The following is a 25196-nucleotide window of genomic DNA, read 5'->3' on the forward strand; positions in this document are numbered from 1 at the left end:
ACATTGCGCTGAACTCATGCAACCTGTTCGTATTTGCGCTTCGGATGAACTCGTCGAACGCGGCCGCGGCATCCGATGCGCCGCGCTAGCGGGTAGCGCGCCGGCCACCGTTTTCTTTGTCCGCTACCACGGCGTGGTTTACGGCTATCTAAACCGGTGCGCGCATGTGCCGATGGAGTTGGACTGGTCCGAGGGCGAATTCTTCGAGCGCTCGCGCCTATACTTGATGTGCGCGACGCACGGCGCAATCTATGCCCCCGACACTGGGCGCTGCGTCGGCGGCCCATGCCGTGGCGGCCGGCTGCGCCCGCTCCAGGTTCAGGAGCGCGACACGGCCGATGGGCCAGCCGTCTTTTGGCTGCCTGACAATGAAATTCGACCTCTTTCCCTTGAAGCAGGACCTGACTGCGCATGACCCACTATTCGACTGATGACAACCCGCGAACCCCCACGCCTGCCCAGCAGGGACGAGCCGACGGCGCCGGCCGTGCGCCCGACGATTGGCAGCGCGATGCGCTCGAGCGCGTCGCGCTGGCGGCTATCCGCGAGCAGCGGGCGGCGCGCCGCTGGCGGATTTTCTTTCGCGGCGCGTTCCTCGCCGTGTGGATCGCGCTCACCTGGAGCGTGTTCAGCCTGTTGGGCGAACGTTCGGTTTCGGCCGGACGCCATACGGCGCTGGTTTCACTGAACGGTGAGATTGCAGCGAACTCGAATGCGAGCGCGCAGAACATCGATGCTGCGTTGCAGAATGCCTTTGACGACTCGAATACCGCCGGGGTGATCCTGCGGATCAACAGCCCGGGCGGCAGCCCGGTGCAGGCCGGCATCATTAACACCGAGATCCGCCGCTTGCGCGACAAGTATCCGTCCAAGCCGCTGTATGTGGTGGTCGAGGACATTTGCGCGTCGGGCGGCTACTACGTGGCGGCGGCCGCCGACAAAATCTACGTCGACAAGGCCAGCATTGTCGGCTCGATCGGCGTGCGGATGGACGGGTTTGGCGTCACCGGGCTGATGGACAAGCTTGGTATCGAGCGCCGGATGCACACGTCCGGCGAGAACAAGGGGTTCTACGATCCGTTTTCGCCCGAGAGCGACAAAATGAAGCAGCATGCGCAGCACATGCTGGATGATATCCATGCGCAGTTCATTGCCGCGGTGCGGCAAGGTCGGGGCAAGCGTCTGAAGGAAACGCCGGACATGTTTTCCGGGCTATTTTGGACCGGCGACAAGAGCGTCGAACTCGGGCTGGCCGATGGATTCGGCAGTACCGACTATGTCGCACGCGAGGTCATCAAGGCACCGGATATCGTCGACTATACGGTCAAGGAGAGCATCACCGATCGTGTCGCCCGCAAGTTCGGAGCGGCGGTCGGCGGCGCGGCGCTTCGTGTGCTGGCGCTCGGCGCCGCGCCAAGCCTACGCTGAGCCTGGCTGTCAACTCGGGGCGTTGGGCCGTGGACCGGGCACAGTCCTGCCACGCGTTGATTCGGACTCGGGATGGACACTTGGGGCCCGGTCGGCCCCGCACGCTGGGCTGCTGTCAGCTCGCCAGCATCAGGAAAATGGCCGGTCGTTTGTGCAGTTCGATCGGCTCCTTGCGCCACGCCGACACCGGCCGGGTGACGATTTGCTCATCCGGTAGCGTCAGATCAACGGCCACACACACGAGCGTGTCCGGCGCGCACGCGCCGGCCAGCGCATCGAGCAGCGCACGGTTGCGATAAGGGGTTTCGATAAAGATCTGTGTCTGCCGGGCCCGACACGACTGCTGCTCCAGCTCGCGCAGCTTCTTCGTGCGTTGCGCGGCATCCACCGGCAGGTAGCCGTGAAAGGCAAAGCTCTGGCCGTTTAAGCCGGAGCCCATTAGCGCTAGCAGGATCGAACTGGGTCCGACCAGTGGCACGACTCGGATGCCGCGCTCGTGCGCCCGGCGCACCAGCAGCGCACCGGGATCGGCCACAGCCGGACACCCGGCTTCTGACAGCAACCCGCCGTCGCGGCCTGCGATGATCGGTGCGAGCAGCGCATCGATTGCGCTCGCCGGTGTGTTGACGTTCAATTCTCGAATCTCGATGTCCTGGATCGGAAGCGTGCCACCCGTTTTTTTTAGAAACGCCCGCGTGCTTTTCGCGTTTTCGCCGACATAATAGGTCAGCCGCGCCGCGAGCGCGCGCACTGGTTCGGGTAGCACGCCCGCCAGCGCAGCGGCGTCGCCCAGCGCATTGGGCACCAAGTACAGTACGCCGGTCATTGCGCTGGCTCCGGTGCTTCGGATGCGGCGTCGGCGGTGCCGAACAGCGTCACGCCGGCCTGGCGCAGCATGTCGGTCAGCGCGATCAGCGGCAGGCCGATCAAGGCCGTGGGGTCGTCGCTGTTGACCGCCTCCAGCAAGGCGATTCCGAGCCCTTCCGACTTGGCGCTGCCGGCGACGTCGTAGGGCCGCTCCAGTTGCAAGTAAGCGTCCAGTTCCGTATCGGGCAAGTTGCGAAAGCGTACCCGTGTGACCACGTTCGTGCAGCGTGCGGTGTCGTCGCGCGGGTCATAGAGGCACAGCGCGGTGTGAAACTCGACGTCGCGCCCGCGCATCGCGCGTAGCTGCTCGAGCGCGCGCGCATGATCGCCGGGCTTGCCGATCTGCCGGCCGGCGAGCGTGGCGACCTGATCCGAGCCGATGACCAGCGCATCGCCGCTGCGCGCGGCCACGGCGCGGGCCTTGGCCTCGGCCAGTCGCAGGGCGGTGCCGGCCGGCGCTTCGTGCGGCAAGGGTGTTTCATCGATGGCTGGCACGTCGACGTCGAACGTCACGCGCAACCGCTCGAGCAGTGCGCGCCGGTACGGGGAGCTGGAAGCGAGAATCAGCCGGCGCGCGGCGATTGAAGCGGGTATGGGCTGCATGGGCGGAAGCGGTCCAGGATGCGCGATTTGACCACGGCCGGCATCTGGCGCGTTGCGCGAACGCGCGCGGTGCTGGCTTAAATGTTTGACGCGTAAAGACAAAAGCGATATGATACCGGGCTTTTCATCGGTGTGGTTCATAAACGTCGCGGCGCGGCGGCCGACAATACCGGCTGCACCTGTTGACGGGATGGCGCGGGAGGAGGTCCAGATGGCGGAGTCAACGGACAAGCGGGGCGCGTCGATGGGCCGTGCGGTGGCGCTCAACCTGCATGCGCTGGATGTGTTCGAGTTTGCGCGAACCGGTCGGCAAGCGGCGGGGCAGTTTGACATCGGCGAGTTGGCCCGGCTGGCAGCCGAAGTGCCCGCCGACGCGGTGACGCTCGACGATTATGATCCGGCATTGCACTGGCAGGCGCAGGGTGGATCGGTGCGCGAACTGCGGCCCGATGGCACCGTGCTCGACGAGCCGTACCTGCGGGTAACCGTGCATGGCGCGATCTGGTTGCAGTGCCAACGTTGCATGGAACCGTTTCGCGTGCCACTGGACATCGATGCCGAATACCGGATCGTCGAGCGTGACGACGAGGCGGATGAGCGTGCGCTCGACGACACGTCGTTTGATGTGATCGTAGGGTCGCGCCAATTCGATTTCGTCGAGTTGATCGAGGAAGAATTGTTGTTGTCGTTGCCGCTGGTGCCGAAGCATGAGGTTTGCACCCAGATACACGAGAGCCTGGTGACCGGCGCGGCGGGCGAGCATGCACGCGATCCCGGCGATGAAGCTGACGAATCGCCGGCCGGTGACGAAGCGCAACGCGAGCATCCGTTCGCCGTGCTCGAGGCACTTAAGGGCGGCGGATCGAAGTCCGGGCCGACGCATTGAGTGGGCGGACGCGGTCTAAAGGCCAGGCCGGTCGTGCCGGCCTGTCATCGGCTCCCTGGCGGGTGACGGGCGGGGCGTGTGCCTGTGTTAAAATTGACGAAATTTTTCTGGAGTTACCATGGCAGTTCAGCAAAACAAGAAGTCGCCGTCGAAGCGCGGCATGCACCGCTCGCACGATTTCCTGGGCACCGCGCCGCTGGCCGTCGAGCCGAGCACCGGCGAAGTCCATCTGCGTCACCATATCAGCCCGAGCGGCTACTATCGCGGCAAGAAGGTCGTCAAGACCAAGAACGATTAAGTGCCTGGCGGCAATGGTCGCCTGCCTCACCTTTTGTTCGCGATTGAATTGCCATCGGTTCGTCAAAAAAGCGGCATTGACCTGCCGCTTTTTTGTGCCTGAAATTCGCCGCATCCCATGACTGTAAAGATTACAATCGACTGCATGGGAGGCGACCACGGTCCAACCGTGACGGTTCCCGCCGCGGTCAGTTTTGCACGTGCGCATCCGGATGCGCAACTCGTGCTGGTGGGCTTGGACGACGCGATCCGCGCGCAGCTCAAGCGATGTAAGGCGCTCGACATGCCGACGCTGTCGATCGTCAATGCGAGCGAGATCGTCGCGATGGACGACTCCGTCGAGGTTGCGCTGCGCAAGAAGAAGGGCTCGTCGATGCGCGTCGCGTTAAACCTGGTGAAGGAGGGTCATGCGCAAGCCTGCATCTCGGCTGGTAACACCGGCGCGTTGATGGCGGTGTCGCGCTACGTGCTCAAGACGTTAGCCGGCATCGAGCGGCCGGCGATCGCGTTCGCCCTGCCAAACCAGCATGGCTACACGACAATGCTCGACCTGGGCGCGAATGTCGATTGTGAGCCGCAGCACTTGTTGCAATTCGCCGAGATGGGGCACGCGCTGGTATCCGCGATCGAGGGCAAGGATCGTCCGTCAATCGGGTTGCTGAACATCGGCGAAGAGGTGATCAAGGGCAACGAGATCATCAAGCGCGCCGGCGAATTGCTGCGCGCGAGCACGCTCAATTTCCGCGGCAATGTCGAGGGCAACGACATTTACAAGGGCACGGTCGATGTGATTGTTTGCGATGGCTTTGTCGGCAACGTCGCGTTGAAGACATCCGAAGGACTCGCGCGGATGCTGGCCGACATGATTCGCGAAGAGTTCAGTCGCTCGTGGGCCACGAAGCTGATGGCACTGCTCGCGCTACCGGTGCTGTCGCGTTTCAAGAAGCGAGTCGATTCGCGCCAGTACAATGGCGCCGCGCTGCTTGGCCTGCGCAACCTGGTGATCAAGAGTCACGGTTCGGCAGATGCGTACGCGTTTGAGTGGGCGATCAAACGTGGGTATGATGCCGTGAAAAATGGCGTTCTCGAGCGCCTGACGCGGGCGCTGGAGGAAAATGCCGACCCGCTCGCTCGCGCGACCGACGCCGGCTTGGGCGAACTTGACGTGTCCGGCGCCGCACAAGCACTTTCCAATAAGACCACCGGCGGCACGGCGGGATCCGCGTCTGAACCGTTGGCCGCGCTCTCCTCGAAGGCATGATGGCTCATTCCACTATTTACTCGCGCGTGCTCGGTACCGGTAGCTACCTGCCGCCGACGCGTGTCACCAACCAGGCGCTGGCCGAGCGGCTCGCGCAGCAGGGGATCGAGACGAGCGATGAATGGATCATGGCGCGCACGGGTATTCATGCCCGTTATTTCGCGTCGCCCGAGCAAGCCACCAGCGACCTTGCACGGGTGGCCGCGCAGCGCGCGATCGCAGCGGCTGGCATCGATTTGCAGGCGATCGAGCTGATCATTGTCGCCACGTCGACACCAGACTTCGTGTTCCCGAGCACGGCCTGCCTGCTGCAGGACAAGCTCGGCATCCGCAACGGCGGCGCGGCATTCGACGTGCAAGCGGTGTGTTCCGGGTTTGCCTATGCGCTGGCGGTGGCCGACGGGTTAATCCGCAGCGGCGCGCATCGTAACGCCTTGGTGATCGGTGCCGAAACGTTTTCGCGGCTGCTCGATTTCAAGGACCGGACCACCTGCGTGCTGTTCGGCGATGGCGCGGGTGCCGTCGTGCTCGGCGCCTCGGACCAGCCAGGGCTGCTGGCGAGCGCGCTGCACGCGGACGGCAGCCACGCGCACATCCTATGCACGCCAGGCAACGTCAACGGCGGTGTGATCCAAGGGAGTGCATTTTTGCACATGGACGGGCCCGCGGTATTCAAACTCGCGGTGAACGTGCTCGAGGAGGTGGCGCTCGAAGCGCTGGCCAAGGCCGGCATGTCGGCGGACCAGGTCGATTGGCTGATTCCGCATCAGGCCAATATCCGGATTATGCAGGGCACGTGCCGCAAGCTCGGATTGCCATTGGAGCGCATGATCGTGACGGTCGGCGAGCATGGCAACACGTCGGCCGCATCGATTCCGCTCGCGCTGGACGTGGCGGTGCGGGACGGACGCATCAAGCCCGGCGACCGGGTACTGGTCGAGGGCGTTGGCGGCGGATTTACCTGGGGTGCGGCAGTCATCCGCATGTAGACGCGTGTACAGCATGCGCAGGTGCTTGTTGCGCCGTCCGAGCGCATGCCGTTCCGCTGTTTTTTTCTATTTGAGGACGATATGAAGTTCGCGTTCGTTTTCCCCGGACAAGGCTCGCAATCGATCGGCATGCTCGATGCATTTGGCGATCATCCTGTTGTGAAGGCGACGCTCGAGGAAGCGTCCGATGTGCTGAGCCAGGATATCGGCCGCCTGATCGCACAGGGGCCAGCCGACGAACTGAACCTGACCACCCATACGCAACCCGTGATGCTCACCGCCGCCTACGCGATTTACCGCGTGTGGCAACAAGCCGGTGGCGCGGCACCAGCGGTCGTTGCTGGCCACAGCCTCGGCGAATACACGGCACTGGTCGCTTCAGGCGCGATCACGTTTCGCGATGCGTTGCCGCTGGTGCGCTTTCGCGCGCAGGCGATGCAGCAAGCGGTGCCGGTCGGGGCCGGGGGGATGGCTGCGGTCTTGGGGCTGGATGATGACGCAGTGCGCGCCGCATGCTCGGAAGCGGGGTCGGCCGGCATCGTCGAGGCGGTCAACTTCAATGCGCCGGCGCAGGTTGTGATCGCCGGCCACAAGGCGGCCGTGGATAAGGCATGTGAGATCGCCAAGGCTAAGGGCGCGAAGCGCGCGGTGTTGCTGCCGGTGTCGGCGCCGTTTCATTCGTCGCTACTCAAACCGGCGTCCGAGCGCCTGCGCGAATATTTGGCCGACGTCGACGTGTGCGCGCCGCAGATCCCGGTGGTCAACAATATCGATGTGGCGATGGTGTCAGATCCGGCTGGCATCAAGGATGCGCTGGTGCGCCAGGCCGCCGGACCGGTACGCTGGGTCGAATGCGTGCGCGCGATCGCCGCGCAGCAGATCACGCATGTGATTGAGTGCGGCCCTGGCAAGGTGTTGGCCGGGCTGACGCGGCGCATTGATGCCAACCTGGTGGGCGGCGCGATCGTTGATCCGGCATCGCTCGACGATACGCTGAAACTGTTGCAAGGTTGAATGCCGGGCTGTCAACGGGATTCATCATTCGATTCGGAGCCAAGACGAGATGGAAAAATCGCTCGACAAACAGATTGCGCTGGTCACCGGCGCGTCGCGCGGCATTGGCCGTGCGATTGCGCTCGTGCTCGGGCGCGCCGGCGCGACGGTGATCGGCACCGCCACGTCCGACAAGGGGGCGGCGGCGATCAGTGACGCGTTGCACGCCGAAGGCATGGCCGGTCGCGGCGTGGTGCTGGACGTCAACGACGGCCGCGCGGCCGATGCGCTGGTCGATTCAGTGGTCAAGGAGTTCGGAGCATTGAACATCCTAGTGAACAACGCCGGCATCACGCAGGACCAGCTTGCGATGCGGATGAAGGACGACGAGTGGGACGCGGTGATCGACACCAACCTGAAGGCCGTGTTCCGCCTGTCGCGTGCCGTGCTGCGGCCGATGATGAAGGCGCGCGGCGGGCGCATCATCAGCATCACGTCCGTCGTCGGCTCGACCGGCAATCCGGGGCAGGTCAACTACGCAGCGGCCAAGGCGGGGGTGGCCGGCATGACGCGGGCGCTGGCGCGCGAGATCGGCAGCCGCAACATCACCGTCAACTGCGTGGCGCCGGGTTTCATCGACACGGATATGACCCGCGTGTTGCCCGAGGCGCAGCGCGCTGCGCTCGACGCGCAGATTCCATTAGGCCGGTTGGGTGCGCCGGAAGACGTCGCCCACGCGGTTGCATTCCTCGCTTCGGCGCAGGCAGGATATATCACGGGCACGACGCTGCACGTCAACGGCGGCATGTACATGTCCTGACGGGTGTCGGCTGCGCTTGCCGCGGTGCTTGCAAGGGTTGCGGCGAATCTGGTCGCGCGTCATTTTTTGCGGGACAAACCTGATAAAATGCGCGCACTTGCATTTTTGAACTCATTTTCCCTGGAGGGGTGCATGGACAACATCGAACAGCGCGTCAAGAAGATCGTCGCGGAACAGCTCGGCGTGGCTGACGCGGAAATCAAGAACGAGGCATCGTTCGTCAACGATCTGGGTGCGGATTCGCTGGACACTGTCGAGCTTGTGATGGCGCTGGAAGACGAGTTCGGCATGGAGATTCCGGATGAGGAAGCCGAGAAGATCACGACGGTCCAGCAGGCAATCGACTACGCCCGGGCTAACGTCAAGGCCTGAGCGTCTGGGTTGACTGTCGCAGGTCGTGGCCACAGGGCTCACGGGTTTCCGTGCGGCCGCTGTGGCTTTTTGATTTTCTGTTATTTATGAAAAAGGGAATATCGTGAGCCGTCGTCGTGTGGTAGTTACCGGCCTTGGGCTGATTTCGCCCGTTGGCAATAACGTTGCCGACGGTTGGGCGAACCTGATTGCTGGCAAATCGGGGATCGCAAATATCACGAAGTTTGACGCATCGAATTTTTCAACGCGTTTCGCCGGTGAAGTCAAGGGCTTCAATATCGAGGACTACATGGCGGCCAAAGAGGCCCGTCACATGGATACGTTTATCCACTACGGCTTTGCGGCTGGCGTGCAAGCCATGACGGACGCGGGCATCGACACGGCAAGCGAGGATTTGGAGCGTATCGGTGTGGTCGTCGGCTCGGGCATTGGCGGTTTGCCGATGATCGAAGTCACGCAAACCGAGATGCTGAACCGAGGGCCACGGCGAATTTCTCCTTTCTTCGTCCCAGCCTCGATTATTAACATGATCTCCGGTCACCTGTCGATGCGCTACGGCCTTAAGGGGCCGAATCTGGCGATCGTGACCGCATGCACGACCGGCCTGCACTGCATCGGTGAGGCGGCGCGGTTGATCGAATACGGGGACGCCGACGTGATGCTGGCCGGCGGCGCAGAAGCGACCGTGTCGCCGCTGGGCATTGGCGGCTTTGCCGCCGCGCGCGCGCTGTCGCAGCGGAACGATGATCCAGCCACGGCTAGCCGTCCGTGGGACAAGGACCGTGATGGCTTCGTGCTGGGTGAGGGCGCCGGCGTGATGGTGCTCGAGGAATACGAGCGCGCGAAGGCGCGTGGCGCGAGAATTTATGCTGAAGTTGCCGGCTATGGCATGAGTGCTGACGCGTACCACATCACGGCGCCGCTCGAGGATGGCGACGGCGCGCGCCGCTGCATGCTGGCAGCGTTGAAGAACGCGCGTGTGAACTTGGATGAAGTTCACTACCTAAATGCGCATGGCACGTCGACGCCGTTGGGCGACCTGGCGGAGACCATCGGCATTAAGCGCGCGTTCGGCGACCACGTCAAGCACATGGTCGTGAACTCGACAAAGTCGATGACCGGCCACCTACTGGGCGGCGCGGGCGGTCTGGAGTCGGTATTCACCGTGCTGGCGCTGCATCACCAAGTATCGCCGCCGACGATCAACATTTTCAATCAGGATCCGCAGTGCGACCTGGATTACTGCGCGAATACTGCGCGGGAGATGAAGATCGATGTCGCGTTGAAGAACTCATTCGGCTTCGGCGGCACGAACGGTACGCTGGTGTTCAAGCGCGTCTAATGACGGATCGCGCCATCTTCGCGGGGCTGCGGTCCGCGCCGTCGCTGCACCCCAGCATCGCATCGGCGGCGCGCGACGACGCGATGGCTTTGCAGCGCTCGCCGATGCTTGCGGCGCTGGGCATGGCCTGCGCGGGTGCGTGCGCGCTGGCGGTGATGCTGGTGCTGGCGCCGCGCATCGGTTTCATCGCTGCCGCAGCGGCAGCGCTCGCGGTGGCGCTCGTATTGGCTGTTTTTTCGCAGTGGCAGGAGCGCATGAGGCCGATTGCGATCCAAGTCGGGCCGGATGGTGCGCTCACGTGGCATCGCCAGGGTGCGCCGGTGCGATATCACCGGATCCTTGGGCACGCGCGTCCTGCTGCCGGCCTGTTGGTGCTACGCCTGGCGCCTGATGACGAGCGGGCGACGTGGCACAGTGCACGGTCGGGTTCGGTGCTGATCGCGGCCGACGCAATCGAGCCGGCCCATTTCCGCGAGTTGGCGATCGCGCTGGCGCGTCAACGCCGGCGGCCCGGATGAGTTGTTGCGCTGCAGCACGCCCGCGCGGCCCCTTGTAACCGTTGTAACGCTTGCCTGCCCACGGGGCGCTACAATAGGCGTCCTTTCGCGTCGCAATCTATACAGACAACGGATTTTTCAGGTGAGCGAAAAAGAAATCGACCAGGCGCTGGTCGAGCGCGTCCAGAAAGGCGATAAAGCCGCGTTCGAACTCCTGGTCGCCAAATACCACCGCAAGATCATTAGGCTCATTTCGCGCCTCGTGCGCGACCCCGCAGAAGTCGAGGACGTCGCACAGGACGCGTTCATCAAGGCATATCGTGCGTTGCCGCAATTTCGCGGCGAGTCCGCGTTCTATACGTGGTTGTACCGGATAGCCGTCAACACCGCAAAAAATTACCTTGCGACGCAGGGCCGGCGTGCGCCGACGTCCACGGAAGCGGACGCGGAGGAAGCTGAAACTTTCTCCGATGCTGACCAACTAAGGGATATCAACACGCCTGAATCAGTGTTGATGAGCAAGCAGATCGCACAGACGGTCAACGCCGCGATGGCGCTATTGCCCGAGGAGCTGCGCACGGCGATCACGCTGCGCGAGATCGAGGGGCTGAGCTACGAGGAAATCGCCGAGATGATGGGTTGCCCAATCGGTACCGTTCGGTCGCGGATTTTTCGGGCTCGCGAAGCCATTGCGACAAGGTTGCGCCCGTTGCTGGATACCCCCGAAGGAAAGCGGTGGTAGCGGTAAGGGTCGAGTGGGGGGCTACGGGGTTGTCAGTTAGATGGGGAGCATCATGGAGTCGGTTCCATTGCAAATGAACGAGTCGGCGAGCCACATTTCGGTCGCCGAGCGTATTTCCGCCGCGCTGGATGGTGAGTTGCCGGAAGGTGGTGGGCACGCGGCGCACGCGCGTGTGTCGCACAGGCTTGCCCAGTTTCTGTCGACGCTGGATGCTGACGGGCGGGCCTTGTGGACCGACTATCATCTGATCGGTGATGTGCTGCGTTCCGATGAATTGGCCGAGGATGCCGCGATGAGCGCGGCGTTCGTTACCCGGTTTTCCGCGCGACTGGCCGAGGAGCCGCACGTGCTGGCGCCGTCGGCGTTGCGGACCAGCGTGCGGCGCACGCTGGCGTTACGGCGCCGCATGCTGCCCGTATTCGCGGTGGCCGCTGCCGCCGCGACGCTGAGTTGGGTGGTCGTGCCGCAACTGCAGGGCCTTGGCGGTGCGGACACGCCGGCACAAGTCGCTTCGGTTAGCGGCCCAGGTGTGGAGGCAATGCAACGTGTCGCATTGGCGTCCACGCCGATGAATGGCGGCGTGCCGCAGGACATCCAGGAGGCGAACATTGTTCGCGATGCGGATCTGGATCAATATTTGGCCGCGCACCAGCAGTTCGCTCAGCAGCCGATGATCCAATCCGCCACGCCTTTGATCCGTGCCGCCGCGGTTTCCGAGAGCAAATAATCTGATGCAGCTTCAGCGGTCAAAAACAATCGATGCACGGGGGCGGCTGCGGGGAACGATGTTCGTCGCAGCCGTATTCATTTCGATGGTCTGCGCGGCCGTCCACGCTCAGCCGCGCACCGACGAGCCGCTCGTCGCGCGGCGCGAGGCGGCCAATTGGCTGAACCGGATCCACCAGGCAGCGCAGCAGCAGAGCTACGAAGGGATTTTCGTCTACCAGCGCGGTTCGGCGGTGCAGTCATCCAGTATCGTGCATTTCGCGGATCATGGTGACGGCGAATATGAAAGGCTTGAAAGCCTGGACGGTAAGCCGCGCCGGATGCTGCGGCACAACGACGAGGTCTACACGTTCGTGCCCGAGCGCAAGCTGTGCGTGTTCGAGCCTCGGCAGAACAGGGATGCGTTCCCCGCGTTGTTGTCCGCGAGCAGCGACCACGTATTGAGTGTCTACGATCCGCAACTGCTGGGGACCGACCGTGTCGCCGGACTGGACGCGACGGTGATCGAATTGCGTCCAAAGGACGCGCTGCGCTATACGTATAAGTTGTGGGCTGACCAGAAGACCGGCTTGCTGTTGCGCGAGCAGACGCTGGACAGCGACGGGCAGGTGCTCGAGCAGGTTGCCTTTTCGCAGGTCCGGCTCGGCGTGCCGGCGGGCCGCAACGCGATTGCCCAGGCCGTGCGCAACGCATCTGGTTGCGTGCGCCCCCCGGTGGAGCCAGTCAACATGGAAGCAGCGGGCTGGCAACTGCCGAATCAGATTCCCGGGTTTCGCAAGGTGCGGGAGCTACGCCGGCCGATGGCCGCACGCGATCCGTCGTCGTCGCCCATTGCCGTGGATCAGGCGGTGTTTTCTGATGGGCTTTGTGCGGTCTCGATTTTCGTCGAGCCATTCGAGCGCAATTCCCGCAAGGAAGGTTCGGGTGCAAGCGCAGCCACGCACATCCTAGTCAAGCGTCATGGTGATTATTGGATCACCGCGTTGGGCGAAGTACCGATGACGACGCTGCAACGGTTCACTTCTGCCATAGAATACAGGGCTCCTCGATAGTTCGCGCGGTCTCTTTCTTTTGGTCAACAATATGAATATCCATCCGGTGCGCAGATTCCTGCTCGCGGCCGCCATGGCCATCTGTATTCCCTTGGTGTCCCCGTGCGCAGCCGCGGCGCCAGCTGCCGCCAGCCTGCCAGATTTCACGGATCTGGTTGATAAGGTCGGTCCGGCGGTCGTCAATATCCGCACCACGACGCATGCGCCGCAACAGGGCCCGATAGGCGGCCTGCCCCCCGGGCTGGATGAGGGCGGCGATATGTCCGAGTTCTTCCGGCGCTTCTTTGGTATTCCGCTGCCACAGCAGCCGGGCAAGCCGAACCCGCCGCGCGGAGGGGGCGGAGGCGACGATTCAGATCCGTCGGATTCAGAACAGAGCAGCGGAGTAGGCTCTGGCTTTATCCTGTCGGCTGACGGCTATGTGATGACCAATGCGCATGTGGTGGATGACGCGGACACGATCTATGTGACGCTGACCGACAAACGCGAATTCAAGGCAAAGTTGATCGGCGTGGATGAGCGCACCGACGTGGCGCTTGTGAAAATCAATGCGGCGAGCCTGCCGACGGTGACGATCGGCGATTCGAACAAGGTTCGGGTCGGGGAATGGGTCGTGGCGATCGGCTCCCCCTTCGGGCTGGACAACACGGTCACGTCCGGCATTGTCAGCGCGAAGGGGCGCGATACCGGCGACTATTTGCCGTTCATCCAAACCGATGTCGCGGTCAATCCCGGCAATTCGGGCGGGCCGTTGATCAACATGCAGGGCGAGGTAATCGGCATTAACTCGCAAATCTACAGTCGTACCGGCGGTTTCATGGGGATCTCGTTTGCCATCCCGATCGACGAGGCAATGCGCGTCGCAGACCAGCTCAAGGTCAACGGACGAGTTGTGCGGGGTCGGATCGCGGTGGCGGTCGGCGAAGTGAGCAAGGACGTGTCGGACTCACTGGGGCTGCCTAAGGCGCAAGGCGCGCTAGTGTCCAGCGTCGAGGTGGACGGCCCGGCCGACAAGGCCGGCGTGCAGCCGGGGGACATTATCCTGAAGTTCAATGAGCGCACTGTGGATACGGCGACGGACCTGCCGCGGATGGTGGGCGAAACCAAGCCCGATACCCGGGCGACGCTGACGATCTGGCGCAAGGGCCAGACGAAGGATTTGTCGGTCGTTGTGGCCGAGATGCAGCCGGACAAGACGAAGGCGCAGACTAGCCGCCGCACGCCGCCGCGCGAGCGTGCATCGAACCAGCTTGGACTGGCGGTCAGCGATCTGTCGCCGGCGCAACGCAAGGCGATGAATCTGGCCGGTGGCGTGCAGGTCGATGGCGTGCACGGCCCGGCGGCCCGCGCAGGATTGCAGCGGGGCGACATCATCCTGCGAATCGGCGATACTGACGTCGCGAATACGAAACAATTCGAGTCACTCGTGCAGCAACTCGATCCGCAAAAGGCTGCGGCGTTGCTGGTGCGCCGCGGCGACAACACGCAGTTCGTCCCAGTCAGGCCGCGGCTCGCGCCGGCGCAGAAGTAATGCGGGCCGACGCTCGATGATGGCGCACGGCTCGCGCCGCCTGCCTCGCCTGACGCTGTACGGCCGCGCGTGGTGTCATTTGTGCGACGACATGCGGACGCAGCTCGATGCGCTGTGGCCGAGCACGAGCGGTATCGTCGTCGACGTGGTTGACATCGACGCGGATCCAGTGCTGCAAGCGCAGTATGACGAGGCGGTACCTGTGCTGCTGCTGGACGGCGTTGAGTTGTGTCGTTATCGGCTCGATCCTGTGCGCGTCGCGCGGGCGCTGGCAGACTTCGATGCGGGGCGATGGCCTACGAGTCCAGCCTGATCGATGCGTTTTCCGCTAAAATGCGCGGATTCTTGACTTTATCGCAAGGCGTGCTCCGCTTTTGTCCGAGCGCGCCTTTTTCGCTTGATCGGCATTGAATGGATCATATTCGTAATTTTTCGATCATCGCGCACATCGATCACGGTAAATCGACGCTTGCCGACCGCATCATCCAGCTGTGCGGCGGCTTGTCGGACCGCGAAATGGAAGCGCAAGTGCTCGATTCGATGGACCTGGAGCGCGAACGCGGCATCACGATCAAGGCGCAGACCGCCGCGTTGACGTACCGGGCGCGGGATGGCCGTGTCTATAACTTGAATCTGATCGACACGCCAGGCCACGTCGACTTTTCCTATGAGGTGAGCCGTTCGTTGTCCGCTTGCGAGGGGGCACTGCTGGTCGTCGACGCGAGCCAGGGAGTCGAGGCGCAGACTGTCGCAAACTGCTATACCGCGATCGAGTTGGGTGTCGAGGTCGTGCCGGTGCTCAACAAGATCGATCTGCCCGCGGCGAACCCGGACAACGCGATGGCCGAAATCGAGGATGTGATTGGTATCGACGCCACAGACGCAGTCCAGTGCAGCGCGAAGACCGGCCTGGGCGTGCAGGATGTGCTCGAGGCGCTAATCGCTAAGGTGCCGCCGCCCCGCGGTGACGCGCAGGCGCCGTTGCAGGCGCTGGTCATCGATTCGTGGTTCGACAATTACGTCGGCGTCGTGATGCTGGTGCGCATTATCAATGGCGCGTTGCGCCCGAAGGACAAGATCAAGATGATGGCGACCGGCGCGCAGTACCCGGTCGAGCACGTGGGCGTGTTCACACCGAAGTCGCAAAACCGTGACGTCTTGTCCGCGGGCGAGGTTGGGTTCGTGATCGCTGGCATCAAGGAGTTGACGGCCGCGAAGGTCGGCGACACGATCACCCATGCGGCGAAGCCGGCGGCTGAACCGTTGCCGGGCTTCAAGGAAGTCAAGCCCCAGGTGTTTGCCGGGCTGTATCCGGTCGAGGCCAACCAGTACGATGCGTTGCGCGAGTCGCTCGAGAAACTTAAGCTCAACGATGCGTCGCTGCAATATGAACCTGAGGTCTCGCAGGCGCTGGGCTTCGGCTTTCGCTGTGGCTTCCTAGGCTTGCTGCACATGGAAATTGTGCAGGAGCGGCTTGAGCGCGAATTCAATATGGATTTGATCACGACGGCGCCGACCGTCGTGTACCAGGTGCTGATGCAGGACGGCTCGATGGTGATGGTCGAGAACCCGGCGAAGATGCCTGAGCCCTCCAAAATCGCCGAGATTCGCGAGCCGATCGTGACGGTAAACCTGTATATGCCGCAGGACTATGTCGGCGCGGTGATTACGCTGTGCACGAGCAAGCGCGGCAATCAGGTCAACATGGCCTACCACGGTCGCCAGGTGCAACTCACGTATGAGATACCGATGGCCGAGATCGTGCTGGACTTTTTCGATCGGCTCAAGTCCGTATCGCGCGGCTACGCGTCGATGGACTATGAGTTCAAGGAATACCGAGCATCGGACGTAGTCAAGGTCGATATGCTGATCAACGGCGACAAGGTCGATGCGTTGTCGGTGATCGTGCATCGATCGCAGTCGCAGTATCGCGGCCGCGAGGTGGCCGCGAGGATGCGCGAAATCATTCCCCGGCAGATGTACGACGTCGCGATCCAGGCGGCCATCGGCGCGCACATCATCGCGCGCGAGAACATTAAGGCGCTGCGCAAGAACGTGCTGGCCAAGTGCTACGGTGGCGACATCACACGCAAGAAGAAACTGCTCGAAAAGCAAAAAGAAGGCAAGAAGCGGATGAAGCAGGTTGGCAGCGTCGAGATTCCTCAAGAGGCATTTCTCGCTATCCTCAAAGTCGAAGACAAATAACCGAAAAACGGAATCTCCATGAATTTTGCGCTGATCCTCTTCATCCTGGTTGTGTTGACCGGCATTGCATGGGTAGCGGACAAACTGGTTTTTCTGCCTCAGCGCCGGCGGGCCGCGGATGCCGCCGCGCACGAGTTTGATCAGCAACAACAGCGCATGGATGAGCGCTTTCGCGACGAAAACGCCGCCCGCACGCGGGCCAGGCTGCGCGAAGAACGGCTGCGCCAGCCGTGGTGGCTCGAGTATTCGGCAAGCTTCTTTCCGGTGATCTTGCTAGTATTCGTGCTGCGTTCATTCATTGTCGAGCCGTTCAAGATTCCGTCTGGCTCGATGGTGCCCACGCTGCTTGTTGGCGACTTCATCCTGGTCAACAAGTATGATTATGGGGTCCGCTTGCCGATCATCGACAAGAAGATCATCCCGAACCGAGACCCGCAGCGCGGCGACGTCGTCGTATTCCGCTATCCGAAGGATGAGTCGGTCGATTACATCAAGCGCGTCGTTGGCGTGCCGGGCGACGTGGTCGCGTATCAGGACAAGCACTTGACGATCAATGGCGAGGTGGTGCTCGAAGCGCCGCTGCCGGATTATCTGGATGAGGACCGGCTGTCAATGGGGCAGCCGGCCAAATACGTCAAGCAGTACAGCGAGACGCTCGGGGGCAAGCGCCATGCGTTGCTCAACGATCCGGGCGTGCCGCCGTTCGTGATTGGCGCAGACGATTATCCCTATCGCGACAATTGCCACTACAACGACCGCGGCGTGATTTGCAAGGTGCCGCCGGGCCACTATTTCGTGATGGGCGACAACCGGGACAATAGTGCCGACAGTCGCTACTGGGGCTTCGTGCCTGAGCGCAACTTGGTTGGCCGTGCGTTCTTTATCTGGCTGAACTTCTCGAACCTGAAGCGAATCGGCTCGTTCGAATGACGCCTGAGCGTTGCACGGCTCAGCCTGCGGCACGCGTTATACTTCTATCCATGCCTTTGTCACCGCTGGAAAGCCGGCTGCACTACGAATTTCGCAATGCGGAATTGTTGCGGCAGGCGATGACCCACCGAAGCCACAGTGCCACGCATAACGAGCGGCTCGAATTCCTTGGCGATTCAGTCCTCAACTGCGTGGTGGCCGCCCTTTTGTTCCAACGTTTTGGCAAGCTTGACGAAGGCGACTTGTCTCGCGTGCGGGCGAATCTTGTCAAGCAACAGTCGCTGTACGAAATTGCTCAGGCGCTGAATATCGCAGAGGCGCTGCGGCTCGGTGAGGGGGAGTTGCGCAGCGGCGGCTTCCGGCGGCCATCGATCCTGGCCGACACGTTTGAGGCGGTGCTCGGCGCGATCTTCCTGGATGGAGGGTTCGACGCGGCGCAAACGGTGATCAAGCGTTTATATGTCCCTATCTTGGATCATATTGATCCGCGTACGCTGGGCAAGGATGCCAAGACATTGTTGCAGGAGTATCTGCAAGGGCACAAGATCGCATTGCCGAGCTACGCGGTGATCGCGACCACGGGCGCCGCCCACAATCAGCAGTTCGAGGTCGAGTGCACGGTGCCGAAGCTCGAGGTCAAGGTGTTCGGCACCGGCGCCAGTCGGCGCGCCGCCGAGCAGGCTGCCGCAAAAAAGGCGCTCGAAGAAGTGATGGCGGTGGCGCCGCAGCTGCTCGGCAAGCCGAAGCGATCGAAGAGTGCGGCACGCGCCGCCAAGCGCGAATCCGGGGACACACCGTCGCATAGCACCGGGGTGCAGGGTGCACTGGATTTACGCCCCGCATTGGACCGCAAGACCGAGCGGCTGGTGGGCCGCGCCGAGCGCGCCGCGCATCCCGCCGAGCGGGCGATGCAGCCGATGGAGCGGGGAGGCAATGACCATGAACGCGTGAGCAGCGCGCCGTCGTCAAATGGCGTGCCGAGCGCCGTCGCGATGATGCGTGCCGCGCATGCCGACCATTCGGTCGAGCGGGCGCCACGCCAGGCCGACAAGGGGGCCGCCGCGGCCACAGCGGTCGATGCGCCATTGGCCAAGGCAGCGGCAGCGATTGCCGCCACCACCGTGGTGGTGGCCGATGTGCCGGCCGGGTCCAGACAGGCGCTCGATGAGCGTCGCGATACGGCGCCTCATCCGACGCCGCGCAAGGCCGATGCCGGCGCGTGAGCGCGACTGCGCTAATGTGGCCTGTCGCAGCATGGCCTGCCCGCGCTTTACCCTTTGAACCCGACAGCCGAGGTCGGGCGCTACGCGCCCACGTCAGCGATATTTTCTGCAGGTCCGCTTGCCATGAATTCAACTCTTGAACAAACCGGTTTCCGTTGCGGCATGATCGCGATCGTCGGGCGACCCAATGTCGGCAAGTCGACGTTGATGAACGCCCTCGTCGGGCAAAAGGTCAGCATCACGTCACGCAAGGCGCAAACCACGCGGCACCGGATCACGGGTATCCGCACGCTGGACGATGCGCAATTCATCTTTGTCGACACGCCCGGCTTCCAGACCCGGCACGGCTCGGCGCTGAACCGCTCGTTGAACCGCGCGGTCACCTCGACGCTGACCTCGGTGGACGTCGTGCTGTTCGTGGTCGAGGCTGGCCGTTATGGGCCCGACGACCAGCGGGTGCTGGAATTGATCCCGCCGTCGGTGCCGACGGTGCTGTTAGCGAACAAGATCGACAAGCTTTCGGACAAGAGCGCGCTGCTGCCATTTTTGAAAAGCACAGCGGCACTGCGCGCGTTCTGTGACGTCGTGCCGATGAGCGCGAAGCAGCCGGACGACATCACGCGGCTGTTGAAGATCTTGCGGCCGTCGTTGCCGCTCGGTGAGCCGATCTATGGCGAGGACGAGTTGACCGACCGCAGCGAGCGATTCTTGGCGGCCGAGATCCTGCGGGAGAAAGTCTTCCGCTGGACCGGAGACGAGTTGCCCTACACGAGTACGGTACTGATCGACAAGTTCGAGCAGGAAGGCCGACTGCGGCGGATTTTTGCAACGATCCTCGTCGATCGTGACAGTCACAAGGCGATGATTATCGGGCAGAAGGGCGCGAAGCTGAAGCAGATCAGCACCGAGGCGCGCCTCGACATGGAACAGCTCTTCGATGGTCGAGTTTATCTGGAGACGTTTGTGAAGATCAAGAGCGGCTGGGCGGACAACGAGGCGGGATTGCGCGCCTATGGGTACGAGTGACGTCTGGCCGGGTCAACCAGAGGAGGCCGGGCAACTCGATGCCGGCGTGGCACCCGGGCTGGCGCCCGATGGTGCGCCGCCGGGCGCGTCAAGTGCGTCAGGTGCGTCAGGTGCGTCGGGCGATGCTGCGCGGTCCGCGCCAGATGACACCGCGCCGACCCGTCGCCGCGCCACCGCGCCGCGCTCGGGCCACCGTATCGCCGAGCAGCCGGGCTTCGTGTTGCACACTTACCCGTATCGCGAGACGAGCCTGATCATCGACGTGTTCACGCGCATGCACGGCCGTCTCGCGCTCGTCGCAAAGGGGGCAAAGCGGCCGCATTCGGCGCTGCGCGGCGTGCTGCAGACGTTTCAGCCGCTCGCGCTGTCATGGACCGGCAAGTCCGAAATGCGGACCTTGACCCGGGCTGAATGGGTCGGCGGGATGCGTCCGCTCGCCGGCGATGCACTGCTATGTGGCTTTTACGTCAACGAGTTGCTCGTCAGATTCTGTGCACGGGAAGATCCGCATACCGCGTTGTTCGACCATTACTTGCTGACGTTGACGCGGCTCGCGCATGATGAACCGGCGGTGCAGGTATTGCGCTCGTTCGAGCGCGTCTTACTGCGTGAGACCGGCTATGCCATGTCGCTCGATCGGACCGTGGCGAGGCAGAATGTTGTGGCCGGGCGCTCGTATGTGTTCGACCCCGAGCGGGGCGTATGCGACGTCGAGATGCTCGAGTCTGACGCGCACGCGTTGCGCGGGCCGGTCATCGCCGGGCAAACGTTGCTTGACATGGAGCGCGACGATTATTCGCGTGCGCAGACCGTCGCGCAGAGCAAGACCCTGATGCGTTTTTTGCTGAATACTTATCTTGGCGGCGCGCCGCTTGCGACGCGCCAGATCCTGATCGACTTGCAAAACCTATGAACATCTTCTCGTCGCCAACGCCTGTCATCGAGTTGGGTGTCAACATCGACCATGTCGCTACGTTACGCAACGTGCGTGGTACGGCGTATCCTGACCCGCTGCGCGCGGCGCTGCAAGCTGAGGCTGCCGGCGCCGACGCGATCACGCTGCATCTGCGCGAGGACCGCCGCCATATCGTCGATGCCGACGTGCGCGCGTTGCGGCCGTTGCTCAAGACTCGAATGAACCTGGAGTGCGCGTTGACGCAGGAAATGCTCGACATCGCCTGTGACGTGCGCCCACACGACGTTTGCCTGGTACCGGAAAAGCGCGCCGAGCTGACCACCGAAGGCGGATTGGACGTGGTTACACACTTCGACGCAGTCAAGGCGGCGAGCCGGCAACTGGCCGATGCGGGCACGCGCGTATCGCTGTTTATCGACGCCGAGCCGGAGCAGATTCGGGCGGCCCACGAAAGCGGCGCGCCGGTGATTGAGCTACATACTGGACGCTACGCTGACGCGGATGATGACGCTCGGCAGTCACAGGAATTCGAGCGGATTGCCGCGGGTGTTGACTTGGGGCTGTCGCTGGGCCTGAAAGTCAATGCCGGTCACGGCCTGCACTATACCAACGTGCAGCGCATTGCCGCGCTCGATGGCATTGCCGAGTTGAACATCGGCCATGCCATCGTTGCGCATGCCATTTTTGCGGGATGGGACAACGCCGTGCGGGAGATGAAGGCGATCATCGTTGCGTCGCGCGTGGGCATGCGCGCATGAGCACCGCAGCCGCGCCGATGGTGCCCCGCGCCGTCTATGGGATCGGCACGGACATCGTGCAAGTCAGTCGCATCGCCGCCGTGATGGAGCGTACCGGTGGCCGCTTTGCCGAGAAAATCCTCGGTCCGCAGGAACTGGCGGTCTATCGCGTGCGCGCGGCACGCTCGCACGTGCGCGGCGTGGCGTTCTTGGCCACGCGCTTCAGCGCGAAGGAGGCGTTCTCCAAAGCGATCGGGCTCGGTATGCATTGGCCAATGACGTGGCGCGCGGTGCAGACGCTCAACGAGAAGAGCGGCAAGCCGGTGCTCGTCGCGTCGGGCGAGCTGGCCCGGTGGATGGCCGAGCGCGGACTTAGCGCACGCGTATCCGTCAGCGACGAACGCGATTATGCGGTGTCGTTCGTCATTGCCGAAGTCGGCGCGTCCATGGAGGGCCCCGATGCCGGGCCGATGGAGCGGCACGCAACCGACCTCAGGAACCCGAGTTGAACAATCGCAAGTGCCAATATGGTCCGGTGATGTTCGATGTCGCCGGCACTTCGTTGAGTCGTGACGATGTCCGCCGGATCGCCGATCCGCTGACCGGCGGCGTGATTTTGTTCGCCCGCAATTATGCAAGCCGCGCGCAACTGCTCGAGCTGACCGGCGCAATCCGCGATGTGCGCGACGACGTGATCATTGCGGTGGACCAAGAGGGCGGGCGCGTGCAGCGTTTCCGGGAGGATGGGTTCACGTCGCTGCCGCCGATGCGCGTCCTGGGCGCGTTATGGAACGACGATGCACTCGCGGCGATTCGAGTGGCCACGGCGATCGGCTATGTGATGGCATCGGAGTTGCGCGCGAGCGGCCTCGACTTGAGCTTTGCACCGGTGCTTGACCTCGACTACGGGCACGCGAAGGCGATCGGCGATCGCGCGTTCCACGCGGATCCGCGCGTCGTCGCGCTGTTGGCCAAAAGCGTCGCACATGGCTTGGCGCTGGCCGGAATGGCAGCCTGCGGCAAGCACTTTCCGGGGCACGGCTACGTGGAGGCGGATTCGCATGTCGAGGCGCCTGTCGATACCCGCGCGCTCGACGAGATTCTCGGCTGCGATGCGCAGCCGTATCAATGGCTTGGGCTGTCGCTGGCCGCGGTGATGCCGGCCCACGTCGTCTATCCGGCCGTCGATGCCCGGCCGGCCGGCTTCTCGGGCGTGTGGCTGCAGCAGATCCTGCGCGGCAGGCTTGGGTTCAATGGCGTGATTTTCAGCGACGATTTGTCGATGGAGGCGGCGCGCCAGGCCGGGACCACCGCCGAGGCCGCGCACGCGGCGCTCGATGCCGGATGCGACATGGTGCTCGTGTGCAATCGTCCCGAAGACGCCGACGATGTGCTGCAGCGCCTGCGCGCGCGCGTCATCGATACGGCGTCCCGGCGTCGCATCAAGCGGCTCGCACCCCGCGGCGGCGCGCCGAAGTGGAGCGAGCTGATGCGCCAACCCGACTATTGCCAAGCGCGCGAGCTGATCGACAGCCTGCGGTGAACGGGGTGGGCCGGCTTAGGTCACCTTCATTCGCTGAAGCTTGTTGTACAGCGTCTTGGGGCTGATGCCGAGCAGCGTCGCCGCCCGATGCCGGGTGCCGCCCACCGCATCGAGCGTGGCGCGGATCAACATCTCCTCGACATCGGCAAGCGGTGTGCCGACCGCGATCTGCACCTGGTTGCTCGATAGCGAACGGCCAGTGCGACCGCCTTCGTTGTTCGGCGACAAGCTTTCGATCATGTCCTCGGACGCCTGATGTGCACGCTCGATCACGTCGCGCAATTCACGCACGTTGCCCGGCCACTCGTATTGGAACAGCTCGCGCACGCAGAGCGGGCTGAGCCGCTTGACCGACTCGTGGCGTTGGTTCAGCACGTCGACGAAATAAGTGGCCAACAGTTCGATGTCCTCGCCGCGCTCGCGCAGCGGCGGCAATATCAACGGCGCAACGTTCAGCCGTTGCAGCAGGTCGGCGCGCAGCGTGCCGCGGGCCAGCGCCTGCTGCGGCGATTCGACGGTGGCCGCCACCACCCGGAAGTCGGCGCTCAGATCGGTGGTGCCGCCCATCCGGCGGAACGTGCGCACGCCCAGCGCTCGTGCGAGTGCTTCCTGCTGCGCGGCGGGCAGCAGATCGACACGGTCGATGAACAGCGTGCCACCGGCCGCTTGTTCCAGCACGCCGGCTTCGTTCGTCTCCGCCCCATCGAATGCGCCGCGCTGGTGACCGAATAGCATGCTTTCCCACGGCTCAGCGCCTGCGTGACTGGCCGCCGCGCCGTCCAGCTTCACCAGCGGGCTTTTCTTGCGACGGCTCATCTCGTGCAGCGTTCGCGCGGCAATCTCCTTGCCTGTTCCCGGCTCGCCGACGATCAGCACCGCTGCCTCTGTCGGCGCGATACGCTCGATCGTGTCATAGACCTGTTGCATCGCCGCACCGCGGCCAATCATTGAGCCGAAGCGGCCGACCCGCCGCAATGCCGCACGCAGGTTTTGGACTTCCTCGGTAAGCTCGTATGGGCGCGGAATGCGCGCCAGCAGGCTGCGCAATCGCGGGATATTGACTGGTTTGAGTAGGTAATCCCAAATGCCGTGGCGTAGCCCTTCGATCGCGCTTTCTACCGTCGCGTTACCGGTCATTACGATGACCGGCGTCGCGCCGTCCGGCTGAGACGGCAGCGAGTGCAGCACGTCTAGCCCACTGCCGTCAGGCAGGTTTAAGTCGACCAGCACCACATCGGGAATAAACCGCTGCAACGCGGCGCGCGCTTCTACGAGCGTGGCTGCCGTGTCGACGGAAAAGCCATCAGTACTCAGGATGGCCGACAATCCCGACAGGCTGTTAGGGTCGTCTTCAACGATCAGGGCGTGTGGCATAGCGCGAAGAGGTATGATCTGCGGCGAATTTTTGAGCGCTGCGGTGGCGGTTCGGGGTGAGCATGCTTCGTGCCAATTCGTAGCACTTTACCAATCAATGCGTTGCTGTAACAGGGTGACTCGCGTACGACCCCGAAGCGGCAAATTTTTCCCGTTTGGCGCGTAAATTCTTCCACCGCTGCGCAGCAGTGTCGCGTCGCGTAGCATTGGCCCCCGTAAACAAAAAGCGCTCCAGTTGGAGCGCTTGCGTTGCGGCATGGGGAATATTCGGCGCGTTGTTACGCGCGGCTGCGGTACTCGTGTGTACGCGTGTCAATCTCGATCTTGTCGCCGATGTTGCAAAATAGCGGCACTTGCAATTCAAAGCCGGTAGCCAGCTTGGCATTCTTGAGTACCTTACCGGACGACGTATCGCCCTTGACCGCAGGTTCCGTATAGACGATTTCGCGCACCAGCGTGGTCGGCAACTCGACTGAGATCGCCTTGTCGTTGTAGAACACCACTTCACACGTCATGCCATCCTCGAGATAGTGCAACGCATCGCCCATCATCTCGCTTTCGACCTCGTACTGATTGTAGTCCGCATCCATGAAGACATACATCGGATCAGCGAAGTACGAATAGGTGACTTCCTTGCGGTCGAGCACGACCACGTCGAACTTGTCATCGGCCTTGTACACCGACTCGTTGCCCGCGCCGGTCAGCAGGTTCTTCAGCTTCAGCTTGACGACCGCGGCGTTGCGGCCCGACTTATTGTACTCGGTCTTTTGCACGACCATGGGATCGTTGCCGATCATTATGACGTTGCCCGTACGCAGTTCTTGAGCGGTCTTCAT

Annotated in this window: 28 protein-coding genes; 24 read left to right on the forward strand and 4 right to left on the reverse strand. The window is 63.1% G+C overall.

The window, feature by feature from the left end; genetic code table 11:
* The first annotated feature begins 16 nt into the window (after positions 1 to 16).
* Positions 17 to 415: a Rieske (2Fe-2S) protein gene (locus KPG66_RS03195; RefSeq protein ID WP_041753168.1), complete on the forward strand. Its 399-nt coding sequence runs from the start codon at positions 17 to 19 to the stop codon at positions 413 to 415.
* Complete coding sequence (locus tag KPG66_RS03200) at positions 412 to 1428, forward strand: S49 family peptidase (protein ID WP_237069988.1); 1017 nt, start codon at positions 412 to 414, stop codon at positions 1426 to 1428. Before KPG66_RS03195 ends, KPG66_RS03200 begins: the two co-directional genes overlap by 4 nt.
* A gap of 115 nt (positions 1429 to 1543) precedes the next feature.
* Here the strand turns inward: KPG66_RS03200 and KPG66_RS03205 are convergent, their stop codons facing one another.
* Together KPG66_RS03205 and KPG66_RS03210 are read right to left on the reverse strand one after the other, a co-directional pair.
* Complete coding sequence (locus tag KPG66_RS03205) at positions 1544 to 2254, reverse strand: SAM-dependent methyltransferase (protein ID WP_237069989.1); 711 nt, start codon at positions 2252 to 2254, stop codon at positions 1544 to 1546.
* Positions 2251 to 2898, reverse strand: a complete 648-nt coding sequence (locus tag KPG66_RS03210) for a Maf-like protein (RefSeq protein WP_237069990.1) — start codon at positions 2896 to 2898, stop codon at positions 2251 to 2253. The genes KPG66_RS03205 and KPG66_RS03210 overlap by 4 nt, the downstream gene beginning before the upstream one ends.
* A 211-nt stretch (positions 2899 to 3109) precedes the next feature.
* Here KPG66_RS03210 and KPG66_RS03215 point away from each other — a divergent pair, with 211 nt between their 5' ends.
* The 22 genes from KPG66_RS03215 to nagZ all read left to right on the forward strand — a co-directional run bounded on the left by KPG66_RS03215 (position 3110) and on the right by nagZ (position 22986).
* Complete coding sequence (locus tag KPG66_RS03215) at positions 3110 to 3784, forward strand: YceD family protein (protein ID WP_237069991.1); 675 nt, start codon at positions 3110 to 3112, stop codon at positions 3782 to 3784.
* Between the two features lie 118 nt (positions 3785 to 3902).
* Complete coding sequence (gene rpmF, locus KPG66_RS03220; RefSeq protein ID WP_013434538.1) at positions 3903 to 4082, forward strand: 50S ribosomal protein L32; 180 nt, start codon at positions 3903 to 3905, stop codon at positions 4080 to 4082.
* A gap of 117 nt (positions 4083 to 4199) precedes the next feature.
* Positions 4200 to 5342: a phosphate acyltransferase PlsX gene (gene plsX / locus KPG66_RS03225; RefSeq protein WP_237069992.1), complete on the forward strand. Its 1143-nt coding sequence runs from the start codon at positions 4200 to 4202 to the stop codon at positions 5340 to 5342.
* Entirely contained in the window at positions 5342 to 6331 is a 990-nt protein-coding gene (locus KPG66_RS03230; protein ID WP_237069993.1) for a beta-ketoacyl-ACP synthase III, read from the forward strand. Before plsX ends, KPG66_RS03230 begins: the two co-directional genes overlap by 1 nt.
* An 81-nt stretch (positions 6332 to 6412) precedes the next feature.
* On the forward strand, positions 6413 to 7345 hold the full coding sequence (gene fabD / locus KPG66_RS03235; RefSeq protein ID WP_237069994.1) for an ACP S-malonyltransferase: 933 nt from the start codon (positions 6413 to 6415) through the stop codon (positions 7343 to 7345).
* 49 nt (positions 7346 to 7394) lie between these two features.
* On the forward strand, positions 7395 to 8144 hold the full coding sequence (gene fabG / locus KPG66_RS03240) for a 3-oxoacyl-ACP reductase FabG (protein ID WP_013434542.1): 750 nt from the start codon (positions 7395 to 7397) through the stop codon (positions 8142 to 8144).
* 132 nt (positions 8145 to 8276) lie between these two features.
* Positions 8277 to 8516, forward strand: coding sequence for an acyl carrier protein (gene acpP, locus KPG66_RS03245; RefSeq protein WP_041754094.1), 240 nt, complete (start codon positions 8277 to 8279; stop codon positions 8514 to 8516).
* A gap of 103 nt (positions 8517 to 8619) precedes the next feature.
* Complete coding sequence (gene fabF / locus KPG66_RS03250) at positions 8620 to 9858, forward strand: beta-ketoacyl-ACP synthase II (RefSeq protein WP_013434544.1); 1239 nt, start codon at positions 8620 to 8622, stop codon at positions 9856 to 9858.
* Complete coding sequence (locus KPG66_RS03255) at positions 9858 to 10376, forward strand: protein YgfX (protein WP_237069995.1); 519 nt, start codon at positions 9858 to 9860, stop codon at positions 10374 to 10376. Before fabF ends, KPG66_RS03255 begins: the two co-directional genes overlap by 1 nt.
* A 121-nt stretch (positions 10377 to 10497) precedes the next feature.
* Positions 10498 to 11097 (forward strand): RNA polymerase sigma factor RpoE, encoded by a 600-nt coding sequence (rpoE, locus tag KPG66_RS03260; protein WP_041753171.1) that lies wholly within the window; start codon positions 10498 to 10500, stop codon positions 11095 to 11097.
* Positions 11098 to 11149: 52 nt separating this feature from the next.
* Positions 11150 to 11824 carry a sigma-E factor negative regulatory protein gene (locus KPG66_RS03265; RefSeq protein ID WP_237069996.1) on the forward strand — a complete coding sequence of 225 codons (675 nt, stop codon included), beginning with the start codon at positions 11150 to 11152 and terminating at the stop codon, positions 11822 to 11824.
* Between the two features lie 4 nt (positions 11825 to 11828).
* Positions 11829 to 12875, forward strand: a complete 1047-nt coding sequence (locus KPG66_RS03270; RefSeq protein WP_442929405.1) for a MucB/RseB C-terminal domain-containing protein — start codon at positions 11829 to 11831, stop codon at positions 12873 to 12875.
* A gap of 31 nt (positions 12876 to 12906) precedes the next feature.
* Complete coding sequence (locus KPG66_RS03275) at positions 12907 to 14406, forward strand: DegQ family serine endoprotease (RefSeq protein ID WP_237069997.1); 1500 nt, start codon at positions 12907 to 12909, stop codon at positions 14404 to 14406.
* Between the two features lie 16 nt (positions 14407 to 14422).
* Positions 14423 to 14719 carry a glutaredoxin family protein gene (locus KPG66_RS03280; protein ID WP_237069998.1) on the forward strand — a complete coding sequence of 99 codons (297 nt, stop codon included), beginning with the start codon at positions 14423 to 14425 and terminating at the stop codon, positions 14717 to 14719.
* 98 nt (positions 14720 to 14817) lie between these two features.
* Complete coding sequence (lepA, locus tag KPG66_RS03285; RefSeq protein ID WP_237069999.1) at positions 14818 to 16611, forward strand: translation elongation factor 4; 1794 nt, start codon at positions 14818 to 14820, stop codon at positions 16609 to 16611.
* Between the two features lie 18 nt (positions 16612 to 16629).
* Positions 16630 to 17541 carry a signal peptidase I gene (lepB, locus tag KPG66_RS03290; RefSeq protein WP_237070000.1) on the forward strand — a complete coding sequence of 304 codons (912 nt, stop codon included), beginning with the start codon at positions 16630 to 16632 and terminating at the stop codon, positions 17539 to 17541.
* A gap of 50 nt (positions 17542 to 17591) precedes the next feature.
* A complete protein-coding gene (gene rnc / locus KPG66_RS03295; protein WP_237070001.1) occupies positions 17592 to 18764 on the forward strand; it encodes a ribonuclease III in 1173 nt (390 codons plus the stop codon).
* Between the two features lie 123 nt (positions 18765 to 18887).
* On the forward strand, positions 18888 to 19790 hold the full coding sequence (gene era / locus KPG66_RS03300) for a GTPase Era (RefSeq protein ID WP_336886345.1): 903 nt from the start codon (positions 18888 to 18890) through the stop codon (positions 19788 to 19790).
* The gene (gene recO / locus KPG66_RS03305) at positions 19777 to 20703 is read left to right on the forward strand and encodes a DNA repair protein RecO (RefSeq protein ID WP_237070002.1); all 927 of its coding nucleotides are present in this window, start codon (positions 19777 to 19779) and stop codon (positions 20701 to 20703) included. Before era ends, recO begins: the two co-directional genes overlap by 14 nt.
* Positions 20700 to 21464: a pyridoxine 5'-phosphate synthase gene (pdxJ, locus tag KPG66_RS03310; RefSeq protein ID WP_237070003.1), complete on the forward strand. Its 765-nt coding sequence runs from the start codon at positions 20700 to 20702 to the stop codon at positions 21462 to 21464. The genes recO and pdxJ overlap by 4 nt, the downstream gene beginning before the upstream one ends.
* Complete coding sequence (gene acpS, locus KPG66_RS03315) at positions 21461 to 21952, forward strand: holo-ACP synthase (protein WP_232509329.1); 492 nt, start codon at positions 21461 to 21463, stop codon at positions 21950 to 21952. Before pdxJ ends, acpS begins: the two co-directional genes overlap by 4 nt.
* A gap of 29 nt (positions 21953 to 21981) precedes the next feature.
* Positions 21982 to 22986 (forward strand): beta-N-acetylhexosaminidase, encoded by a 1005-nt coding sequence (gene nagZ / locus KPG66_RS03320; protein WP_041754099.1) that lies wholly within the window; start codon positions 21982 to 21984, stop codon positions 22984 to 22986.
* A 15-nt stretch (positions 22987 to 23001) separates the two neighbouring features.
* Here the strand turns inward: nagZ and KPG66_RS03325 are convergent, their stop codons facing one another.
* Together KPG66_RS03325 and efp are read right to left on the reverse strand one after the other, a co-directional pair.
* Complete coding sequence (locus KPG66_RS03325) at positions 23002 to 24360, reverse strand: sigma-54-dependent transcriptional regulator (RefSeq protein WP_237070004.1); 1359 nt, start codon at positions 24358 to 24360, stop codon at positions 23002 to 23004.
* Positions 24361 to 24638: 278 nt separating this feature from the next.
* Positions 24639 to 25196: an elongation factor P gene (gene efp, locus KPG66_RS03330; RefSeq protein ID WP_041753181.1), complete on the reverse strand. Its 558-nt coding sequence runs from the start codon at positions 25194 to 25196 to the stop codon at positions 24639 to 24641.

Origin of the sequence: Mycetohabitans sp. B2, from assembly GCF_021733735.1 — a bacterium.
GTDB lineage: Bacteria > Pseudomonadota > Gammaproteobacteria > Burkholderiales > Burkholderiaceae > Mycetohabitans > Mycetohabitans rhizoxinica.

What these genes read in the sequence shown, in the direction of transcription:
- KPG66_RS03195 (WP_041753168.1), top strand. Translation starts at nt 17, where the DNA reads ATGCAACCTGTTCGTATTTGCGCTTCGGATGAACTCGTCGAACGCGGC.
- KPG66_RS03200 (WP_237069988.1), top strand. Translation starts at nt 412, where the DNA reads ATGACCCACTATTCGACTGATGACAACCCGCGAACCCCCACGCCTGCC.
- KPG66_RS03205 (WP_237069989.1), bottom strand. Translation starts at nt 2,254, where the DNA reads ATGACCGGCGTACTGTACTTGGTGCCCAATGCGCTGGGCGACGCCGCT.
- KPG66_RS03210 (WP_237069990.1), bottom strand. Translation starts at nt 2,898, where the DNA reads ATGCAGCCCATACCCGCTTCAATCGCCGCGCGCCGGCTGATTCTCGCT.
- KPG66_RS03215 (WP_237069991.1), top strand. Translation starts at nt 3,110, where the DNA reads ATGGCGGAGTCAACGGACAAGCGGGGCGCGTCGATGGGCCGTGCGGTG.
- rpmF (WP_013434538.1), top strand. Translation starts at nt 3,903, where the DNA reads ATGGCAGTTCAGCAAAACAAGAAGTCGCCGTCGAAGCGCGGCATGCAC.
- plsX (WP_237069992.1), top strand. Translation starts at nt 4,200, where the DNA reads ATGACTGTAAAGATTACAATCGACTGCATGGGAGGCGACCACGGTCCA.
- KPG66_RS03230 (WP_237069993.1), top strand. Translation starts at nt 5,342, where the DNA reads ATGGCTCATTCCACTATTTACTCGCGCGTGCTCGGTACCGGTAGCTAC.
- fabD (WP_237069994.1), top strand. Translation starts at nt 6,413, where the DNA reads ATGAAGTTCGCGTTCGTTTTCCCCGGACAAGGCTCGCAATCGATCGGC.
- fabG (WP_013434542.1), top strand. Translation starts at nt 7,395, where the DNA reads ATGGAAAAATCGCTCGACAAACAGATTGCGCTGGTCACCGGCGCGTCG.
- acpP (WP_041754094.1), top strand. Translation starts at nt 8,277, where the DNA reads ATGGACAACATCGAACAGCGCGTCAAGAAGATCGTCGCGGAACAGCTC.
- KPG66_RS03255 (WP_237069995.1), top strand. Translation starts at nt 9,858, where the DNA reads ATGACGGATCGCGCCATCTTCGCGGGGCTGCGGTCCGCGCCGTCGCTG.
- KPG66_RS03265 (WP_237069996.1), top strand. Translation starts at nt 11,150, where the DNA reads ATGGAGTCGGTTCCATTGCAAATGAACGAGTCGGCGAGCCACATTTCG.
- KPG66_RS03270 (WP_442929405.1), top strand. Translation starts at nt 11,829, where the DNA reads ATGCAGCTTCAGCGGTCAAAAACAATCGATGCACGGGGGCGGCTGCGG.
- KPG66_RS03275 (WP_237069997.1), top strand. Translation starts at nt 12,907, where the DNA reads ATGAATATCCATCCGGTGCGCAGATTCCTGCTCGCGGCCGCCATGGCC.
- KPG66_RS03280 (WP_237069998.1), top strand. Translation starts at nt 14,423, where the DNA reads ATGATGGCGCACGGCTCGCGCCGCCTGCCTCGCCTGACGCTGTACGGC.
- lepA (WP_237069999.1), top strand. Translation starts at nt 14,818, where the DNA reads ATGGATCATATTCGTAATTTTTCGATCATCGCGCACATCGATCACGGT.
- lepB (WP_237070000.1), top strand. Translation starts at nt 16,630, where the DNA reads ATGAATTTTGCGCTGATCCTCTTCATCCTGGTTGTGTTGACCGGCATT.
- rnc (WP_237070001.1), top strand. Translation starts at nt 17,592, where the DNA reads ATGCCTTTGTCACCGCTGGAAAGCCGGCTGCACTACGAATTTCGCAAT.
- era (WP_336886345.1), top strand. Translation starts at nt 18,888, where the DNA reads ATGAATTCAACTCTTGAACAAACCGGTTTCCGTTGCGGCATGATCGCG.
- recO (WP_237070002.1), top strand. Translation starts at nt 19,777, where the DNA reads ATGGGTACGAGTGACGTCTGGCCGGGTCAACCAGAGGAGGCCGGGCAA.
- pdxJ (WP_237070003.1), top strand. Translation starts at nt 20,700, where the DNA reads ATGAACATCTTCTCGTCGCCAACGCCTGTCATCGAGTTGGGTGTCAAC.
- acpS (WP_232509329.1), top strand. Translation starts at nt 21,461, where the DNA reads ATGAGCACCGCAGCCGCGCCGATGGTGCCCCGCGCCGTCTATGGGATC.
- nagZ (WP_041754099.1), top strand. Translation starts at nt 21,982, where the DNA reads ATGTTCGATGTCGCCGGCACTTCGTTGAGTCGTGACGATGTCCGCCGG.
- KPG66_RS03325 (WP_237070004.1), bottom strand. Translation starts at nt 24,360, where the DNA reads ATGCCACACGCCCTGATCGTTGAAGACGACCCTAACAGCCTGTCGGGA.
- efp (WP_041753181.1), bottom strand. Translation starts at nt 25,196, where the DNA reads ATGAAGACCGCTCAAGAACTGCGTACGGGCAACGTCATAATGATCGGC.